We start from the raw sequence: 18,865 nt of genomic DNA, 5'->3' as shown, positions 1-18,865 counted from the left end.
TACGGGCGGCGATCCGGCGGCACCGCAGCCGGTGTCCGGCGGAGAGAGCGCCCCGCCGGTTCAAGGGAGCACATCGCCCGCTCCGACCGGCCGGTCTCCACGGCCGCCCGAGGCCGGCGGCGGCCCGACTCACCCGCAGTCGCCCGCCGAAGGCGGCACCGCGCCTGCCGGTGCCCGGCGCCCGGCGCTCTCCTTGCCGCCTGCCGGGCCGCGCACGCCCGCCACCGAGCAGGCGACCGGAGGGCCGTCGGGCATTGCGCCGGGCACCCGGGAAGCCCGAGCCCCATCGGGTGACGCCGCCGTGCGCGCACCTCGGAGCACGGGCGGTGCGGAGCCCGCACGCTCTGCGTTCGGCCGCCGCGACAACAGCCCTGCCGACGAGGGCCGTTCCGGTCCGGGCCGACCTCGCCCCGACGCTTCCGAACCCGCGTCGGGTACGGCCCCCGGTGGCCCGGACGTCCACGGCCGAGGCGCGACCCCGGGCGGCGCCGCATCCTCCCCGGCCCCCGTGCCCGAGGGCCGCGAAGACGGGGACAGGACCGCGCAGTTGCGCGTCGGACCGCGTGACACGTCCGGCGGCCGCGCCGACGGACCGCCGGGTGATCGCCGTACCCCGGCCCACCGAGCGAGTTCCTCCTCCGCCCCGCAGGCCCGGCAGACCGCGCCGAATGCCCCTGAGGCCGAGATCACGCAGGCCACCCCTGCCGTCGCCGACTCTCCGGAGCGGACGGGACCGTCAGGCGGCCGTACGCTGCGCCGCAGCCGGGGCCGGAAGCACCGGCAGACCCGTGCGGCCAGGTCCGCCGAATCCCGGAGCGAAGCCGATGCCGCGACGGACGAATCGCCGGCCCTTCGTGATCCCGAGGAGCCCGGCCGCCGAGCCGGGGCGCCCCGACCCGAGCCCCCGAACGGACCGGATGCCCAAGCGACTTCAGGTGCCCTCGGGACGCCGGGCGCCTTCGGCGACGACGGTGCCCCAGGGGGCACAGGTGGCGGGGACGGCCCCGACACGCCCGGCGGGCCCGGCGAGTTCGACGGAGACGAACCCCCCGAAGACCCCAACACCCCCGAACCCAGCGGGCGTCGCCGACTCGCCGCCGCGCTGTGGCCGCCACGGGTCAGCCGCGCGCAACTGGTCGTCGGCGTCCTGCTGTTCGCGCTCGGTGCGGGTCTCGCCATCCAAGTGCGCAGCAACACCTCCTCCGACCCCCTGCGCGGCGCGCGCGAATCCGACCTCGTCCGCGTCCTGGACGAGCTCGAACAGCGCACAGAACGGCTGGACTCCGAGAAGAGCCGCCTGGAGATCGACCGCGCCGAGTTGGAGAGCAGCAACAACGCGGCCGAGGAAGCCCGCGCGCAGACAGACCAACGTGCCCAGGTGCTCGGCATTCTCGCGGGCACGATCAAGGCGACCGGGCCGGGGATCACGCTGACGATCACCGATCCGAAGGGCACGGTGAACTCGGACATGCTGCTCGACACCTTGCAGGAACTGCGCGCGGCGGGCGCCGAGGCGATCCAGATCAACCAGGTCCGGGTCGTCGCCGAGACGCACTTCACGCAGCCCGGCGGCCCCGGGACGCAGATCTCCATCGACGGCCAACCCGTCGCCCAGCCGTACGTGTTCAAGGTCATCGGCAATCCGCAGGACCTCGAACCGGCGCTGAACATCCCGGGCGGGGTGATCCGTACTTTGGAGAAGAAGGAGGCGCAGGCCGTCGTCGTGCCCTCCCAGCAGGTCGTCGTGGACGCCTTGCGGGTGCCGACGGCGCCTGACTACGCTCGCTCGGCACCGGATGCGGGCAACGACGGCTGATTCCCGAATGATCGAGACCTGACAGAATCAGCGTCAGCACCGCCACGCGGCGCCTGCGGCAATGGTTCGACTGTTCCGGCGGCGGTTTCGCGAGCGCACGCACGGAGCAACGACGCAAGGAAGGCAGGGCGGATCCGGCATGTACCCGGAGGACCTCACGTACACGGCGGAGCACGAGTGGGTGCGCTCCCTCGGCGACGAGGACGGGACGTTGCGGATCGGCATCACCGAGTACGCCCAGGACGCCCTCGGCGACATCGTGTACGTGACGCTCCCTCAGAACGGCGCGACGGTCACCGCCGGCGAGCCGTGCGGCGAACTGGAGTCCACCAAGAGCGTCAGCGACGTCTACGCACCCGTCAGCGGTGTCGTGGTCGCCGTCAACGACGTCTTGGAGACCGCGCCGGATCTGGTGAACTCCGACCCCTACGGGGACGGTTGGATGTTCGAGGTACGCCCCGACGACCCCGCCGCAGCCGGCGCGCTGTGGGACGTCGCGGCCTACGTCAAGAGTCTGGACGCCTGAGCACCATGCCAGGAATCCAGCGGCCACGGCGGCGAAGCAGCCGTGACACCACCGGCCCCACGGGCGGCACCGAGGTGCCCGCCGGTGCGGCCACACCTACGACGACACATTCCTGCCCCATGGGCGGGCCAGGCTCTCTCGGGGAGGTTCTCGCGTGAAGTTGTTCGCGAGGCTGTTCGGTCGTTCGCGTCGCGCCGAGCAGGAGGCACCGCAGGCGCCTGCCTCAGTGCCGTACCCCGGGCCCGGAGCGGCGCCGCAGGGCGGCCCCGGACCGGCGCAGCCGGACCCGCGCATAAGCTCGGGGCACTCCGCAGGCGGCGCCTACGAGGCGCCGGAGCCGACTCCGCCGGGCGGCGTCCCGATCTTCGGCGCGGCGGCCGGCGGGCCGGAAGCCGGCGCGGTCACGTGCCGCAACTGCGGCAACACCAACCCGGCCGCCAGCCGATTCTGTTCGAACTGCGGCAACCCGCTGCGCCCGGACGTGGAGCGCCCGTCGGAGCAGACCTCGACGATCTCCATCACCGGCATCGAGGCGCTGGACGCCGACCAGGCGGCCCCGCGCGAGGCCTTGAGCCCGGAGGCCCAGGCCGCGGTCGAGGCGCTGCCGCCGGGCACCGCTCTGCTCGTCGTGCGCCGCGGCCCCAACTCGGGCAGCCGCTTCCTGCTCGACTCGGACCGCACCACCGCGGGCCGCCACCCGGAGAGCGACATCTTCCTCGACGACGTCACGGTCTCCCGCCGGCACGCCGAGTTCCGGCGCACCTCGGGCGGCTTCTCGGTCGCCGACGTGGGCAGCCTGAACGGCACCTATGTGGGACGCCAGCGCATCGACGAAGTGCCGCTCACCGCAGGCGACGAAGTGCAGATCGGCAAGTACCGGCTGGTCTTCTTCCCGAGCCGCCACACGCAGATCGGCAGCGGGGAGCACCCGTGACGTCGGCGCCGCCCAGGCCCGGCGGCGGTCGCACGCTCGTCGGCATCGGCGAGGTCATGGAGATGCTGCTGCCCGAGTTCCCGGACATCAGCATCTCCAAGATCCGCTTCCTGGAGGCGGAGGGCCTCGTCGAGCCGCAGCGCACGCCGTCCGGCTACCGCAAGTTCGGCCCGACGGACATCGACCGCCTGCGGTACGTGCTGCGCGCGCAACGTGATCAGTACCTGCCGCTCAAGGTGATCAAGGACCACCTCGACGCGATCGACCGCGGCCTCGAACCGGTCGACGACGGCCGCGACCCGGTCGGCACTGACCCCGAGGGTGTCGCGGCCCACCCCGGCGCGGCCGACGGCCCGAGCCGTGCGCCGGTGCTCCTCGACCGCGCCGAACTCCTTGTCGCGGCCGGGATAGACGAAGCCGCACTCGCGCGGCTGGAGGAGTTCGGCCTGATCGAGCCGCGGCGAACCGCCCCGGACGCGGGCGCCGCGACTGCGGCCGAGGGCTCGGAAGCCCCGGGGGAGCCCGGTCCCCCCGGGGAAGCGGCCGAGGCCGCGGCCGAGATGGCGGTGGACGCCGGCAAGGCCCCTCCGGCCCCGCCGACGCCCCGCTACGACGGCGATGCCCTGGTCATCGCCCGCCTCGTTACCGCGCTCGGCGAATACGGCCTGGAACCGCGCCACCTGCGCCAGGTCAAGGCCGCCGCCGACCGTGAGGCGGCACTCGTCGAGCAGATCGTCGCGCCGCTGACGCACCGGCGCGGCGCGGGCGCCAGAACCGGTGCGGAAGAGACCGTGCGTGATCTCGTGTCGCTGACCTCGCGGCTGCACACCGTGTTGGTGGGCGCCGCGCTACGGCCGCTTCTCGACCGGTGAACACGAAATTCACACGATCCGGGGTTTACCGCGACCGAAGAAAATGCGACGAATACATGCGCGAATGGGCCCCGGGGGATCTGTGCTCCTCACCCGGGCGCGCTAGTGTGGCGATGTGAACGAGCTTGAGGTCGTGGGCGTCCGGGTGGAGATGCCTTCCAACCAGCCGATCGTCCTCCTGAAGGAAACAGGGGGCGACCGGTACCTCCCGATTTGGATCGGCCCCGTGGAGGCGACCGCGATCGCCTTCGCGCAACAGGGCGTGGTCCCGGCCCGGCCTCTGACGCATGACCTGTTCCGCGACGTGCTTGAGGCACTGGGCCAGGAGCTGACCCGCATCCGCATCGTCGACCTCCGCGAAGGCGTTTTCTACGCCGAGCTGGTGTTCGCCAACGGCACCGAGGTCAGCGCCCGGCCGTCCGACGCGATCGCGCTCGCCCTGCGCACCGGTACGCCGATCTTCGGCGCCGAGGCGGTCTTGGACGAGGCCGGGATCGTGATCCCGGACGAGCAGGAGGACGAGGTCGAGAAGTTCCGGGAGTTCCTGGACCAGATCTCGCCCGAGGACTTCGGCACCACGAGCCAGTAGTCCGGACGTCCCGGACACTCCGGAGACCCGGAGGCACCGGGACCGCGTCAGTCGCCGCTTGCGGGGGGCCGCGGTATCTCCGCCCCGAGCCCACACGACGAACCCCAGTCCGAACCCGCTCCAACCCCACGCGAACACCGCGCGCCACGACTTCGGCCGTGCGCGCGGTCTTCCTGCCCGCATGCTGTATGGTCACTCGATCGAGTGACCGGGCGCGCCACCCGATCGGTCCGATTCGACTCCGGGTCGCACGGAGCCGACAGATGGGCGGTCGCCATGGCTACCCGGACCGTCGCGGAATCAAACGCAAATTGAGACCTGCGTCACTCGGCGTGCCGAATGCGGCGGTCGTTGACGCGCTGTGGGTGACTGCCTACCGTCGAAAACGACAGTTCCGGGGATCATCCGCGCGCGCTGCAAACTGCCGCTTGCGGTCCGGAAGTCACGGTATTCCTCTCCCCGCAGGCCAGGGCGGAGAGGCGAAACGGAGGTCGGCGTGAGCAGCACCGGCGAAACTGCGGGCCGGGCCCGCGCGACGCGCCCGATGCCGTCCGCTGCGCCTCAAGGCGCTTACTCCGATGGGCCCAACGGCCGTCCGCCGTCCGCGGCCGACGAAGTCGGCTACCGCGGCCCCACCGCGTGCGCCGCCGCCGGCATCACCTACCGGCAGCTCGACTACTGGGCCCGTACGGAGCTCGTCGAGCCGAGCATCCGTCCCGCCCACGGCTCCGGTACGCAGCGCCTCTACAGCTTCCGGGACATCCTCGTCCTCAAGATCGTCAAGCGTCTGCTCGACACCGGAGTCGGCCTGCAGAACATCCGTGTCGCCGTGGCCCACCTGCGCGGTCGCGGCGTCGCCGATCTCGCCGGCATGACGCTGATGAGCGACGGCGCGAGCGTGTACGAGTGCACGTCGTACGACGAGGTGGTCGACCTCGTCCAAGGCGGCCAGGGGGTCTTCGGGATCGCCGTCGGGGCGGTGTGGCGGGAGGTCGAGGCGTCCCTGGGCACCCTCCAGGGCGAGCGTGCCGACACCGGCGAGGTGTTGTACCGCCACCACCCCGGAGACGAACTCGCCCGCCGCCGCCGCGAACGCGCCGGCTGAGACCCCGGCGAGCCAACCCGCTCCCACGGGCGGACCGAGCCCCCGGGGTGCTTTCGGCCGGACGCGCGCGGCCCGTCGCGCACACACCCGCGCCGCCATCGGGCGCGCCGACAACCGCCGCCCATCGGCACGGCGTCCCCTGCCGGGAACCGGTCGGAAGGGCCGAGACGTCCCCCTGACATGGGAATTCGGACAGGCGGCCTGCTGCGGCGTCGACGCGGGCAGCGGATCGTGTTCCAAGCCGCCGTTGTCGCGACGGTGATCGGCCTCGCGCCCGTCACGTGGGTCTATGCCGCGGGCAGCGACCGCATGCGCAGAGTCGACGATGTCCCTCCCGCGCCCGTGGCGCTGGTGCTGGGCGCGGGGGTGCGCGGCGACGAGCCGTCGCGGTTGCTGGCCAGGCGCCTCGATCTGGCGATCGAGCTGTTCCGGGCCGGCAAGGCGAAAGTGCTTCTGGTCTCCGGCGACAACGGCCGGGCCGACTACAACGAACCGGACGTCATGCGCCGCTACCTGATCGAGCGCGGAGTGCCGGAGAAGCAGGTCGTCGCCGACTATGCGGGATTTTCCACCTGGGACTCCTGCGTACGCGCGCGGCGCGTCTTCGGTGTCGACAAGGTGATTGTCGTCAGTCAACGCTTCCACATGCGCCGCGCTCTCGCGCTGTGCGACGCGGCCGGGCTCGACGCGTACGGCGTGGCCGATGACTCGATGCGCGGCGATCTGGTGGGCCTCACCCTCTTCGGCGGCGCGCGAGAGATCCTGGCGGCCTACAAGGCGTTCGGTGAGGCGGTGCTGAAACCCGACCCGGTCGCCCTCGGCCCGCAGGAGCCAGGTGTGGCCGAGGGGATCGCCGCGGCTGCCCGCTGAGGTCGGCATGGCGGGGGTGCGAGGCGCCCGGATGTCGGGGCGGTGCGCCATCATCGGAGGAAATGCGACCCACCCCGGCCATCCTCCACCTCGACATGGACGCGTTCTACGCGTCGGTCGAGCAGGCCGCCAAGCCGAGTCTTCGCGGAAAGCCGGTCATCGTCGGGGGCATCGGGCCGCGCGGCGTCGTGGCCACTGCGTCGTACGAGGCGCGCAGGTTCGGGGTGCGGTCGGCGATGTCGACGGGCGAGGCCCGGCGGCGGTGCCCCAACGCGGCGTTCCTGATTCCGCGCTTCTCGGCCTACCGCGAGGTCAGCGAGCTGGTCATGACGCTGCTGGGCGAGCTGTCGCCGCTTGTGGAACCGCTCAGCCTGGACGAGGCATTCGTCGATTTGGAGGCAGGTCCCTTCGGCGATGCCCTGGATCCGGCCAAAGCCACCCGTTTGGCGGTACGCCTGCGCGCCGACATCCACGCCGCGACGGGCTTGACCGCGTCCGTCGGTGTCGCGTCGTCCAAACTCGTCGCCAAGATCGCGTCCGAGGCCGCGAAGCCCGACGGGTTCGTGGTCGTGGCACCCGGCGAGGAACGCTCGCTCCTCGACCCGCTGCCGGTCCGCGCGCTGTGGGGCGTGGGGCCCGCGACCGCGGAGGCCATGCGCAAGGTGGGCATCGGCACGGTCGCCGACATCGCGGCCGCCGACCTCGACGAACTGATCCGCTTGTTCGGCCAGGCCCACGGCCGCGCGCTGCACGAGCACGCGCGGGGCCTGGACGACCGCCCGGTGGTCGCCGAACGCGATGCCAAGTCGATCTCGGTGGAGGACACCTTCGAAGTCGACCTCGTCGACCGCACACGCATCGCCGCCGAGCTCGACCGCCTCGCGGCACGCTGCGTCGAGCGGCTGCGTGCGGCGGGCCGCACCGGCCGAACCGTGGTCGTCAAGATGCGGCGGTACGACTTCAGCACGCTCACCCGGTCCGAAACCCTCCGCGCACCGACGGACGACCCGGCGGTCGTCCGCGAGACCGCCCAGCGCCTGGCCGCCCAGGTCGACTTCACAGGCGGCCTGCGCCTGCTGGGCGTCGGGGTCGCGTCGCTCGCGGACTTCGCCCAGCAGGATCTGTTCGCAGCGGAGACGGAGGAACCGGACACGGATGCGCCGGAGAGCACGCCGGCGGCGGAAGGGGAGTCCGGCACCGCAACGGCCGTGCCGACGGCGGCCGACGCGAGCCGCGACGCGGTGCCGTTCGACAACCGGGACGATCTTGCTCGTCCGCATTCCGTCCGAGCCGGCGAGACGGCCGTCCCCCGGCTCCACGACCCGACACCCGACGCGGTGGCCGCCACTGGCGACGGCGAGGGCGAGATGATCGGCGGTCGCGGCACGGTCGGGCCCGCGAAGGGTGTGGCTGTCGGCGGGCACGCCGCAACAGGACCCGCCGGGGATGCGGTCGAGGACGGGCACAGCGCCGGACGCGGCGAAACCGCCGTCGGCGGCCGGGATGTGGCGGCGGGCGATAGCGGTGCGCCTGGCGCCGGCGGGGACGAGCGGGACGCCGCTGACCATGCGCACCCCGCACGGACGGCCCGTGCGGCAGGGGCCGTCGCTCCCGAGGGGCCGCCTCCAGCCATGCCCGACGTGTTCTCGGCTGGGCCCCTCGACGTCGGGGGAGCCGGCGACAGTCGGGGCATGGTCGAGCCCGTCGGCGGACAGGGAGTGCCCGGCCCGGACAGCGCGAGGGACGCCGGGGGGCCGGACGATCCGGAGGTCGGAGCGTACGGACGTGTTCCGGTGTTTCATCCCGGGCGCTCAGCGGGCCATCCCTGGCGTCCCGGCCAGGACGTCGTGCACGAGGAGCACGGGCCGGGTTGGGTGCAGGGGAGCGGGGTGGGCCGGGTGACCGTGCGCTTCGAGACGCCCGGCTCGGCCCCCGGACGCATCCGCACCTTCGCGGTCGACGACCCGGCCCTGCGTGCATCGGAGCCGCTGCCGCTCGCCCCGGTCGCAGCCAGGCGGGCGGGTGAGAGAACGGCAGGGGCGTCGGAGGACGACGAGCGCGGTTGAGCGCGTGCGGGGTGCGGATGCGAGCGGCCGTGTCCAGGCCGGGACGCCCGAGGCGTACCTCGTCGGTGAGTTGCGCTTGTGCGGGTTCCGGGCGTGCCGCGCGGTGTGATCGTACGACCGGCCGAGATCGTCACGACGTGATGCATGCGCCCGCGTACTCCCGGACCCGAACCGACCCCGTTTGGTCGCCGCGCGCTCATGGACGGCGCCGCGGGCTGGGCCGGGCCGACCGCGCAGGCGGCCGACACGACGCCCGCCGCGACCAGGCACCACGCCGACGACAGCGCCGTCGCGCGGATGCCGTGGGAGCGCGGCCGAGCCGCGGGGCCGCGCTGCCGGGGCTCGCGGCGTCCGGTTGCCGGCTGTTCGCCGCCGCGCCCGCCCGCTTCTTCCGCGTCCCGGCCGGACGGTCCCGGCCCCCGGTGAAAGCCGTGTGCGGGATGTCAGTGCGTCTGCATAGGCTGCACTGCCGTTCCCGTCGACTCGGAGAGATCCGCGCTCACATGAAGCCATCACACGCGCGCCTCATCGGGCGTGCGCACGCGAGCGGGTTGTTGCGGGCTCACGTCGAGCGGGCCGTCGAGAGCCACGGTGGTCTGGTGCTCGTGACAGGTGAGGCCGGGATCGGGAAGACCGCGCTGGTGACCGGGGCTGCCGAGGAGGCCCGGCAGCGCGGGGCTTTGGTGCTGGGCGGGTCGTGTTGGGACTCCGACAACGCGCCCGGCTATTGGCCGTGGGTGCAGGTCGTCCGGGCGCTTCGGCGGGCGCTGGGGGCGACGGAGTGGGAGGCCGCCGCGCGCGAGGCCGGCGGGAGCCTTGCGGGGCTGCTCGGCGAGACGCCGGGGGCCGACGGGGGCGACGAGCATCGCGGCGAGGTCTTCCGGGTGTACGACGCGGTCACCACGCTCCTGGTCGGTGCGTCGCAGGACCGGCCGGTCGTCGTGGTGCTCGATGACCTGCACTGGTCCGACACCGCGTCCCTGCGCCTGCTCGAGTTCGCCGCCCAACACGCCTGGTTCGAACGCCTGCTGATCATGTGCACCTACCGCGACGCCGAGGCCGAGTCGCCGGGGCATCCGCTGCGTTCGCTGATTCTGCCCCTCGTTGCGAAGGCCACCACGGTCACGTTGACGGGGTTGGCGCGCGACGAGGTGGGCGCGCTCGTGGAGCGTACGGCGGGCCGCGTCCCGGATCCGCACGTGGTCGACGAGGTCCACCGGCGTACCGGTGGCAACCCCTTCTTCGTGGAGCAGACCGCCCGCCTGTGGGCGAGCGGCGGCGACGTCGCCGCGGTCGCGCCGGGAGTGCGGGAGGCGGTGCGCCGCCGGCTCTCGCAACTGCCCGATCCCGTGGTCGAACTGCTCACCACCGCAGCCGTGCTGGGCCGTTCCTTCGACCGGCGGACGCTGGCCGCGGCCGACGGCGCGCCGGCCCCGCACGTCGACCGTCTGCTCGAACAGGCGGTCGCCGCAAGGCTCGTGGTCGTGCTCGGCGCAGGCCGCTTCGAGTTCGCCCACGACCTGGTACGCGAGACGCTGTACGACGCCCTCGACGAGGACGACGCCCGCCGCAGGCACGCCGATGTCGTGCGCGCGTTGACCGCCGCCCCCGGCCTGGGCGGCCGGTCGGTCCCCGCCGATCTGGCCCGGCACGCCTACCTCGCCGGCCCGGAGCTGCCCCCCGAACGGGCCGTCGACCTGTTGGACGACGCGGCCAAGGACGCCGAAGGCCGTCTCGCGTTCGACGAGGCGATCGGGCACATGCGGCGGGCGAGCGAGGTCGCGGAGCTGATCGACGACGTGCCCCGGCGCATTCTCGTCCACCTCGGGTTCGGCGGATCGCTGCGGCGCAGCGGCGATCCGGCGGGCTGGGAGTATTTCGAACGCGCACTCGAAGCCGCCCGCGAGCACGGTGACCCGGAGCTGTTCGCCCGGGTCGCCCTCACGGTGTACCGCGACGGCAGCATCCCGCGCCGGGCCGAGGTCGCCGCCGTCGTGCATGAAGCCCATCGCCGCCTCATCGGCCACGACCGGAGCGTCGGCGAAGCCGGCGAGGGGGTGGCCGTCGACCGCCTGGCGCGCGAACTCGGCGTCCGGCTGGCCGTCGTGGCCCGGCGCGGCGCCGACGACGACGCGCTCGGGTTCAGCCTGTGGGCGACGCACGACACCATCTGGGGGCCCGGCACGGCAGCCGAACGCCTGCCGCTCACCGACGAGATGATCGCCGTCGGGCGCCGCAAGCGCGATGTGGAGATCGAGCTGCACGCGACGTCGATGCGCTGGGTGACGCTGCTCGAAATGGGCGATCCGGCGTACCTCGACCAGTTCCGCACATTCGTGGCCGCCGCCGAGCGCTCCGGGCAGCCGCGGTTCCTGATGTCCGCCTCGATCGATTCCAGCCTCATCGCCTCGCTGTGCGGCCGCTTCGCCGAAGCCGAACGCCATCTCGACGCCGCGGTCGGCCTGTTCGAGGACGACGACGCCCAACACTCGCCCTACCGGCACCTGCCCGCGCACATGCGCTGGACGATCGCGTTCCTGCACGGCCGCCCCGACGAGCTCGACCGGATTCGCGACGAACTCGCCCGCCGTGACCACGACCACCCTCGGCTCCTCGTCGCACTGACCGACGTCGAGCGCGGGAACACCGGCGCAGCCCTGCGCCACCTGCGCAAAGTGCTCGACGAGACAGGCGGCGAGGACCCGTTCGACCGGGTGTACGCGCCGCTGTGGCTGCGGTTCCTGGCCCTCACCGCAGCCGGTTCGGGCGACCCCCAGCTGTGCGAGCGGGCGAGACGCGCCATCGCTCCCTACCGCGACCAGTGGGCCGTGTCGCTGTTCGGCTGCGACATCAGCGGCCCTATGGTCCTGTGGGCGGCCGTGGTCGACGCCGGCCAGGAGCGCTGGGACGACGCGGTGGCCGGCTTCACCGCCGCGGCCGAGAGCGCCGACCGTGTCCGGGCCCGGCCATGGGCGGTGTACGCGCGGTCGCGTCTCGCCCTCGCGCTGGCGGCACGCGGCGGGCCCGGGGACCTCGCGGCGGCACGCGACACGATGGCACGTGCGGAGGCCGACGGACGCGCGATCGGCATGTGCCAGGTCCCCGAATGGGCCGCGCGCGCAAGGGAGTCCATCGCGGCGGCCGAACAACGCGGGGCCGGGCGCACGGCCGCGGCGCCGACCGCCGCGGACACGGGTGCCCCGGCCCGGTTCCGTCTCGACGGACCGGTGTGGGAGCTCGTGTTCGGCGGGGTCACCGCGCACATGCCCGACGCCAAGGGCCTCCGCGACCTGCACTACCTGTTGGGCCGCCCGGGGACCGAGGTGCCTGCCGTACGCCTGCTGGATCCCGCGGGCGGTGACGTGGTGGTCGCGGCCCGGGGACTCGGCGGGGATCCGGTCCTCGACGACGAGGCCAAGGCGCGCTACCGGCAGCGCCTCGCACGACTGGACGAGGAGATCGACCGGGCGACGCAGCTCGGCGACGACGCCCGTGCCGCCGCGTACGACAGCGAACGCGCGGCCTTGCTGGACGAGTTGAGGGCGGCGGCCGGCCTGGGCGGGCGGGCCAGAAGGCTGGGCGACGAGGCCGAGCGCGCGCGCAAGACGGTGACCGCGCGCATCAAGGACACTTTGCGGCGCATGGATGCCGTACACCCGGGGCTTGCGGCGCATCTGCGGGAGAACGTCTCGACGGGCGCGGCGTGTTCGTACCGCGCGGAACGCGGGATCGCCTGGCGCCTGTGAGGCACCGGGCGATCCCGCGCGGCGGTTCGTCCTACTTGCGGTTGTACAGGCGCATCGTCAGCGTCCCGAAGACCGCGACGAAGACCGCCGAGAAGAGCAGCACCCACAGCGTCTCGGACGTGTTCCAGTCACCGCCCATCAGATCGCGCACCGCGCTCACCAGGTGGGTGATCGGGTTGACGTCGACGAACGCCTGCAGCCAACCCGGCATCGTCTCCGGGTCGACGAACACGTTGCTGAGGAAGGTCAGCGGAAACAGCACCATCATGCTGACGCCCATGACCGACTTCTCGCTGCGCAGCAGCAGCCCGAACATGGTCCAGATCCACGAGAACGCGAACGAGAAGACCACCAGCAGTGCGATGCCGGCCAGGACGCCGAGCACGCCGCCGTCCGGACGGAAGCCCAGGATCAGGCCGACCGTCATGATGACCGCGGACGCGAGCACGTACCGCAGCAGGTCGCCCAGGATCATTCCGACCAGGGCCGCGGGCCGCCAGATCGGCAGCGTACGGATGCGGTCGAACACCCCGCGTTCGATGTCGTTGTTGAGCGAAACACCCGTGTACATCGTGATCATCACGATGCTCTGCACCATGATGCCCGGCAGCACGAATTGGAGATATTCGCTGGTCGACCCGGCCAGCGCGCCGCCGAACAGGTAGGTGAACATCAACGTCATCATGATCGGAAACGCGGTGACGTCGAAAAGCTGTTCGGGAACGTGCTTGATCTTCAGCATGGCCCGCCAGCCGAACGTCACCGACGCCGACAGCGGGCCGGGCCGCGGCGGGCGCTCCTTGGAGACGAAGACGGCGGCCAGGTCCTCCACGGCGACCGGCGCGGGGGTGTCGAGGTCGACGTCCTTGTCCTTGGTGACGACCGTGCTCATGCTGCCGACTCCTTCGCGGTCGTGGTGGTGTCACCCGCGGTGGCGCGGGCGGACGGGAGATCCGATTCGGTGAGTGCGAGGAACACCTCGTCGAGGCTGGGCTGGCCCAGCGAGAAGTCGTCCACGGTGATCCCGGCGCGAGCCAGCTCGGCGAGTGCGCGCGCCGCGTCCTCCGCCGCGCCCAGTTCGGTGCCGTGGCTCGGCACCGCCGCGGTGAGCGCGACCGGGTCCGCGCCGACCTGCACCGACGAGCCGAGCACCTTCAGCAGCACGCGCTCGGCGTCCCCGCGCTGCTCGGGGTCGCGCAGACGCAGGTGGATCGCCCCGGCGCCGACCGACGACTTCAACTCGCCGGGGGTGCCCTCGGCGATGACCCTGCCGTGGTCGATGACCGCGATGCGCGAGGCCAGGCGGTCCGCCTCCTCCAGGTACTGCGTGGTGAGCAGGACGGTCGTGCCCTGCGCGACGACGGCCCGCACGATGTCCCACACCTGGTTGCGGCTGCGCGGGTCCAGGCCCGTCGTGGGCTCGTCCAGAAACAGCAGGTCGGGCGTGTTGAGGATGCTCGCCGCGATATCGATGCGCCGGCGCATGCCGCCCGAGTACGTCTTGACCTGGCGGCCGGCTGCCGCGGTCAGGCCGAACGCCTCCAGCAGCTCGGCGGCGCGCTTGCGGGCGAACGTCTTGTGGTGGCCGAGCAGACGGCCGAGCAGAACGAGGTTCTCCGTACCGGTGAGGTCCTCGTCGACCGACGCGTACTGCCCGGTCAGGCTGACCCGGGAACGCACCGCGTCGGGCTCGCGCAGGACGGAGTGGCCGAAGACGTACGCCTCGCCGCCGTCCGGCCGCAGCAGGGTCGCGAGCATCTTCACGGCCGTGGTCTTCCCGGCGCCGTTCGGGCCCAGCACGCCGTAGACGCTGCCGGCGGGCACCTTGAGGTCGATGCCGTCGACGGCTCGGTTGGTGCCGAAGACTTTCACCAGCCCCTGCGTCTCGATCGCCAGGCCGGATGTGTGCGTGGTCATCGTGTGTCCTTTTCGGGGGTCTCGACCGCGTCCTCGCCAGGTATGACTGTCGTCGTGGTCGGTTCTCATCGGTGGTCCGGAATCTCGGTGTCTTTGCCTTGGAGAAGGGGGTCACGCGGCGTAGGGGCGCGCCGCCCGGGCGTCCCGCAGGGCGTGCGCCCACCAGGACAGTTGTTCGAGGAGCGTGTCGACGGCCGGCTCCAATTCGCCGCCCGCTCCCGGCCCGTCGCCGAGCCCGCCGATCTGCCCGTCCAGGCCGGCGGCGAGATCGACGCCGACGGTGTCGCGCATCGTCACGGTGTGCAGTTCGCCGAAGACCTGCCGCAGGTGCTCGACCGCGAGAAGTCCGCGGGTCTTGTAACCGTATGAGACGAAACCGACAGGCTTGGCCCGCCACTCGTCGTACGCGTAGTCGATCGCTTGTTTGAGTGACGCCGGGAAGCTGCGGTTGTACTCCGGGGTGACCACGAGGAACGCCTCGGCCTCCGCGATCCGCCCGGCGAAGTCGGCCATCGCAGGCGTCGCACGCTCGGGGAAGCGGGACGGGAAGTCGAAATCCGCCAGATCGACGGTGACCGGCGCCCAACCCCGCCTCCGGCCCGCGGCGTCCGCGACCCACCGGCCGAGCCTGGCACCGACACGCCCTTCCCTGGTGCTCCCCACGATCACCGCGATCCGCAGCGGCTGCTCTCGGTCCATGCGCGTCGCCTCCCGCCGTTGCCCGCCTCGTACCTCTCACCGGTCAGGCGCGAGACGCACGGGCGCGGCCGCCAGACGCAATCTCGCGGCAGGCCGCGTGCCGCCGCCTCGCGTCTCGCTCCCGGGGGTGGTTCGTACGTCCGGGCGGATCTTGACCCGTCGCCCCGAAAGCCGCACTGGTAGCGTTGGGGCCGCACCGACAGCCACGCGGGAGAGTCCCGGCCGACGAGCCGGGCGCCGAAGGAGCAACCCCTCCCCGGAATCTCTCAGGCACCCGTACCGCGCGGCCATGGGCACTCTGGAAAGCAGTCCCGCGCGACGGCGCGGGGCTCACCGACGGTGAAAGCCTCGGCCCGCGGCTATTTGCGGCGGCGAGCGGGTGAAGCTCTCAGGTACCGATGACAGAGGGGGAGGCCGCAAGGGCCTGTCCGGTGGATCTCTCCGGGCCCGCGCGGCGTGGCGCGCGCGCTTGCGGCGTTGCGGGCGAAAGAGGGCCGTCAGGCCCGGCGAGCGAGTACGACCGAGTACCCGCCTCGGGCCCGCGCCCCGCGATCGCACGCGCCACGCCACGCGGGCCGGTCCGGAGACATCCGTCCAGACAGGCGCCGGGCCACGCGCACCCGCGTGTCCTTCTCCGCGAACCTGGAGGCCTCCACAGTGAGCTCGTCCCCGCCCACTCAGCCCCCGTCCGCCGCGCCCGCGCGCTCCGGTGCCGGCAGCCTCGCCGCTCTGGAGGCCGCGTCGCCGTTCAGCGGCCGGCACATCGGTCCCGACGCCGACCAGCAGGCGAAGATGCTCGCGCACATCGGCTTCGGATCGCTCGACGAGCTGACGGACGCCGCGGTGCCCGGGGCCATCCGCACGCTCGACCGACTCGACCTGCCCGAGGCTGTCGGCGAGGCGGCGGTGCACGGGCTGCTCCGCGGGCTCGCCGCACGCAACACGGTCCTGCGGTCCATGATCGGCCTCGGCTACCACGGCACGCACACGCCGCCCGTCATCCTGCGCAACGTTCTGGAGAACCCGGCCTGGTACACCGCGTACACGCCGTACCAGCCGGAGATCTCCCAGGGACGGCTGGAGGCGCTGCTCAACTTCCAGACGATGGTGTGCGACCTGACCGGACTCCAGGTCGCGGGCGCCTCGCTGCTCGACGAGGGCACCGCGGCCGCCGAGGCGATGACCCTCGCCCGCCGCGCGGGCCGCGCGAAGTCCGACGTCTTCGTCGTCGACGCCAACTGCCTGCCGCAGACCATCGCCGTCGTGCGCACCCGCGCCGAGGCGCTGGGCATCGAGGTGGTCCTCGCCGACATCGCCGACGGCCTGCCCGACGGTGAGTTCTTCGGCGTGCTGGCGCAGTACCCCGGTGCCGACGGGCACGTGCGCGACCTCGGCCCGCTCATCGCCGACGCCCACGCGCGCGGGGCCCTCGTCGCGGTCGCCGCCGACCTCCTCGCCCTCACGCTGCTCCGGTCGCCCGGCGCGATGGACGCCGACATCGCGGTGGGGACGACGCAGCGCTTCGGCGTCCCGATGGGATTCGGCGGCCCGCACGCCGGCTACCTGGCCGTGCGCGAGAAGTTCGCCCGCTCGCTGCCCGGACGCCTGGTCGGGGTCTCCGTCGACGCGGCCGGCGACCAGGCGTACCGCCTCGCGCTCCAGACACGCGAGCAGCACATCCGCCGGGAGAAGGCCACCAGCAACATCTGCACCGCGCAGGTCCTGCTCGCGGTGATGGCCGGGATGTACGCCGTCTACCACGGCCCCGAGGGCCTCACCGCGATCGCCCGGCGCACCCACCGCCTCGCCGTCGTCCTCGCCGCCGGGCTGCGCCACGACGGAGTCGAGGTCGTCCACGGGCGGTTCTTCGACACGGTGCTCGCCCGCGTTCCCGGCCGCGCCGACGAGGTCGTGGCCGCCGCGCGCGCCGAGGGCGTCAACCTGTACCGCGTCGACGCCGACCACGTCTCGGTGAGCTGCGACGAGACCACCACGCGCGACGATCTCGCGGCCGTGTGGCGGGCGTTCTCGCCGAACGGTGCCTTCTCGTGCACCGCTGACGTCGACTGCGGCCACGACCACGTCGCGGCGCTCGACGCCGAGACCCCCGACGCGCTGCCGGCCGACCTCGCCCGCACCGAGGACTTCCTGACCCACCCGGTCTTCCACGCGCACCGCTCCGAGACCGACATGCTGCGCTACCTGCGCCGCCTCGCGGACAAGGACTACGCGCTCGACCGCGGCATGATCCCGCTCGGCTCGTGCACGATGAAGCTCAACGCGACCGCCGAGATGGAGCCCATCACCTGGCCGGAGTTCGCCGACATCCACCCCTTCGCCCCCGCCGACCAGGCGGCCGGCTACCTGGAGCTCATCGGCGGCCTGGAGGACGCGCTGGCCCGCGTCACCGGCTACGACAAGGTCTCGTTGCAGCCCAACGCCGGATCCCAGGGCGAGCTTGCCGGCCTCCTGGCGGTACGCGCCTACCACCGCGCCAACGGCGACACCGCACGCGACGTGTGCCTGATCCCCTCGTCCGCGCACGGAACCAACGCCGCCAGCGCGGTGATGGCCGGGATGCGGGTGGTGGTGGTCGGCACCGGCGAGAACGGCGACGTCGACCTCGACGACCTGCGCGCCAAGGTCGACGCGCACCGCGACAGCCTGGCGGTGCTCATGGTCACCTACCCCTCGACGCACGGCGTCTTCGAGGAGCACATCGGCGACGTCTGCGCGCTCGTGCACGAGGTGGGCGGCCAGGTCTACGTCGACGGCGCCAACCTCAACGCGCTCGTCGGCCTCGCGCAGCCGGGCAGGTTCGGGGCGGACGTGTCCCACCTGAACCTGCACAAGACCTTCTGCATCCCGCACGGCGGCGGCGGTCCCGGCGTCGGACCGGTCGCGGTCCGCGAACACCTCGCGCCCTTCCTGCCGAACCACCCGCTCCAGCCCGCCGCCGGCCCGGCCGGGGGTGTCGGTCCGATCTCCGCGGCGCCGTGGGGTTCGGCGGCGATCCTGCCGATCTCGTGGGCGTACCTGCGCCTCATGGGCCCGGACGGACTCAAGCGCGCCACCCAGGTCGCGGTGCTCGGCGCGAACTACATCGCGCGCCGCCTCGCGCCGCACTACCCGGTCCTCTACACCGGCCCCGGAGGCCTGGTCGCGCACGAGTGCATCGTCGACCTGCGCGGCATCACGAAGGCGACCGGCGTCACGGTCGACGATGTCGCCAAACGGCTGATCGACTACGGCTTCCACGCGCCGACGATGTCGTTCCCGGTGCCCGGAACGCTCATGATCGAGCCCACCGAGAGCGAGAACCTCGCCGAGATCGACCGGTTCTGCGAGGCGATGATCGCCATCAAGGCCGAGATCGACCGCGTCGGTTCCGGTGAACTCCCCGCCGACGACAACCCGTTGCGCAACGCGCCGCACACCGCCGCCATGGTGGTCGACAGCGCGTGGCCGCACGCGTACCCGCGCGAAGAAGGCGCGTTCCCCGGCGGCGTGCAGCCGGCCGGGAAGTACTGGCCCCCGGTCCGGCGCATCGACGGCGCTTACGGCGACCGGAACCTGGTGTGCTCGTGCCCCGCACCGGAGGCGTACGAGCAGTAAGACGCGCGGCGCGCACCCTTCGCCGCGCCCTCATGCCCGCGCCCGCCCGCGCACCTGCCCTGGCGGAAACGGCAGCGTCGGAGGGCGGCCACCCACAAGGTGGCCGCCCT

At 72.7% G+C, this 18,865-nt stretch carries 13 protein-coding genes and 2 riboswitches; of the genes, 10 read left to right on the top strand and 3 right to left on the bottom strand.

The annotated features are described in order from the left end of the window. Positions 1 to 508: 508 nt before the first annotated feature. The 9 genes from ACRX5W_RS12455 to ACRX5W_RS12415 all read left to right on the top strand — a co-directional run bounded on the left by ACRX5W_RS12455 (position 509) and on the right by ACRX5W_RS12415 (position 12,524). Positions 509 to 1,816 (top strand): DUF881 domain-containing protein, encoded by a 1,308-nt coding sequence (locus tag ACRX5W_RS12455; protein ID WP_436788127.1) that lies wholly within the window; start codon positions 509 to 511, stop codon positions 1,814 to 1,816. Between the two features lie 139 nt (positions 1,817 to 1,955). Then, positions 1,956 to 2,342: a glycine cleavage system protein GcvH gene (gene gcvH / locus ACRX5W_RS12450; protein WP_436788126.1), complete on the top strand. Its 387-nt coding sequence runs from the start codon at positions 1,956 to 1,958 to the stop codon at positions 2,340 to 2,342. Between the two features lie 154 nt (positions 2,343 to 2,496). Continuing rightward, positions 2,497 to 3,276: an FHA domain-containing protein gene (locus ACRX5W_RS12445; protein WP_436788125.1), complete on the top strand. Its 780-nt coding sequence runs from the start codon at positions 2,497 to 2,499 to the stop codon at positions 3,274 to 3,276. Beyond that, positions 3,273 to 4,148, top strand: coding sequence for a transcriptional regulator FtsR (gene ftsR, locus ACRX5W_RS12440; protein ID WP_436788124.1), 876 nt, complete (start codon positions 3,273 to 3,275; stop codon positions 4,146 to 4,148). The genes ACRX5W_RS12445 and ftsR overlap by 4 nt, the downstream gene beginning before the upstream one ends. A 115-nt stretch (positions 4,149 to 4,263) precedes the next feature. Then, the gene (locus ACRX5W_RS12435) at positions 4,264 to 4,737 is read left to right on the top strand and encodes a bifunctional nuclease family protein (protein WP_235051707.1); all 474 of its coding nucleotides are present in this window, start codon (positions 4,264 to 4,266) and stop codon (positions 4,735 to 4,737) included. 544 nt (positions 4,738 to 5,281) lie between these two features. Then, entirely contained in the window at positions 5,282 to 5,842 is a 561-nt protein-coding gene (locus tag ACRX5W_RS12430) for a MerR family transcriptional regulator (RefSeq protein WP_436788328.1), read from the top strand. Between the two features lie 180 nt (positions 5,843 to 6,022). After that, positions 6,023 to 6,712, top strand: coding sequence for a SanA/YdcF family protein (locus ACRX5W_RS12425; protein ID WP_436788123.1), 690 nt, complete (start codon positions 6,023 to 6,025; stop codon positions 6,710 to 6,712). A 62-nt stretch (positions 6,713 to 6,774) separates the two neighbouring features. After that, positions 6,775 to 8,778, top strand: a complete 2,004-nt coding sequence (locus tag ACRX5W_RS12420; protein WP_436788122.1) for a DNA polymerase IV — start codon at positions 6,775 to 6,777, stop codon at positions 8,776 to 8,778. Between the two features lie 503 nt (positions 8,779 to 9,281). Then, entirely contained in the window at positions 9,282 to 12,524 is a 3,243-nt protein-coding gene (locus ACRX5W_RS12415) for an ATP-binding protein (protein ID WP_436788121.1), read from the top strand. Positions 12,525 to 12,555: 31 nt separating this feature from the next. Here ACRX5W_RS12415 and ACRX5W_RS12410 read toward each other — a convergent pair whose 3' ends face one another. The 3 genes from ACRX5W_RS12410 to ACRX5W_RS12400 form a co-directional block, all read right to left on the bottom strand. After that, on the bottom strand, positions 12,556 to 13,416 hold the full coding sequence (locus ACRX5W_RS12410; RefSeq protein WP_436788120.1) for an ABC transporter permease: 861 nt from the start codon (positions 13,414 to 13,416) through the stop codon (positions 12,556 to 12,558). Then, the gene (locus ACRX5W_RS12405; protein WP_436788119.1) at positions 13,413 to 14,441 is read right to left on the bottom strand and encodes an ATP-binding cassette domain-containing protein; all 1,029 of its coding nucleotides are present in this window, start codon (positions 14,439 to 14,441) and stop codon (positions 13,413 to 13,415) included. The genes ACRX5W_RS12410 and ACRX5W_RS12405 overlap by 4 nt, the downstream gene beginning before the upstream one ends. 111 nt (positions 14,442 to 14,552) lie before the next feature. Then, positions 14,553 to 15,140: an NADPH-dependent FMN reductase gene (locus tag ACRX5W_RS12400; RefSeq protein ID WP_436788118.1), complete on the bottom strand. Its 588-nt coding sequence runs from the start codon at positions 15,138 to 15,140 to the stop codon at positions 14,553 to 14,555. Positions 15,141 to 15,338: 198 nt separating this feature from the next. Beyond that, positions 15,339 to 15,432: riboswitch (glycine riboswitch) on the top strand. Positions 15,433 to 15,434: 2 nt separating this feature from the next. Then, positions 15,435 to 15,549, top strand: a riboswitch (glycine riboswitch). A gap of 320 nt (positions 15,550 to 15,869) precedes the next feature. On the opposite strand from ACRX5W_RS12400, the gene gcvP reads away from it, so the two are divergent. Beyond that, positions 15,870 to 18,755 carry an aminomethyl-transferring glycine dehydrogenase gene (gene gcvP / locus ACRX5W_RS12395; protein ID WP_436788327.1) on the top strand — a complete coding sequence of 962 codons (2,886 nt, stop codon included), beginning with the start codon at positions 15,870 to 15,872 and terminating at the stop codon, positions 18,753 to 18,755. The last annotated feature ends 110 nt before the right edge of the window (positions 18,756 to 18,865 follow it).

This window comes from Yinghuangia sp. YIM S10712, from assembly GCF_051388935.1.
Classification (GTDB): domain Bacteria; phylum Actinomycetota; class Actinomycetes; order Streptomycetales; family Streptomycetaceae; genus Yinghuangia.
The sequence above is the reverse complement of the archived record's forward strand: the minus strand, read 5'-3'. Positions and strand labels throughout refer to the sequence as shown.

Coding starts and splice junctions, on each gene's coding strand:
- ACRX5W_RS12400 (WP_436788118.1), bottom strand. CDS start 15,140: ATGGACCGAGAGCAGCCGCTGCGGATCGCGGTGATCGTGGGGAGCACC.
- ACRX5W_RS12430 (WP_436788328.1), top strand. CDS start 5,282: ATGCCGTCCGCTGCGCCTCAAGGCGCTTACTCCGATGGGCCCAACGGC.
- ACRX5W_RS12415 (WP_436788121.1), top strand. CDS start 9,282: ATGAAGCCATCACACGCGCGCCTCATCGGGCGTGCGCACGCGAGCGGG.
- gcvH (WP_436788126.1), top strand. CDS start 1,956: ATGTACCCGGAGGACCTCACGTACACGGCGGAGCACGAGTGGGTGCGC.
- ACRX5W_RS12410 (WP_436788120.1), bottom strand. CDS start 13,416: ATGAGCACGGTCGTCACCAAGGACAAGGACGTCGACCTCGACACCCCC.
- ACRX5W_RS12405 (WP_436788119.1), bottom strand. CDS start 14,441: ATGACCACGCACACATCCGGCCTGGCGATCGAGACGCAGGGGCTGGTG.
- ACRX5W_RS12425 (WP_436788123.1), top strand. CDS start 6,023: ATGGGAATTCGGACAGGCGGCCTGCTGCGGCGTCGACGCGGGCAGCGG.
- ACRX5W_RS12420 (WP_436788122.1), top strand. CDS start 6,775: ATGCGACCCACCCCGGCCATCCTCCACCTCGACATGGACGCGTTCTAC.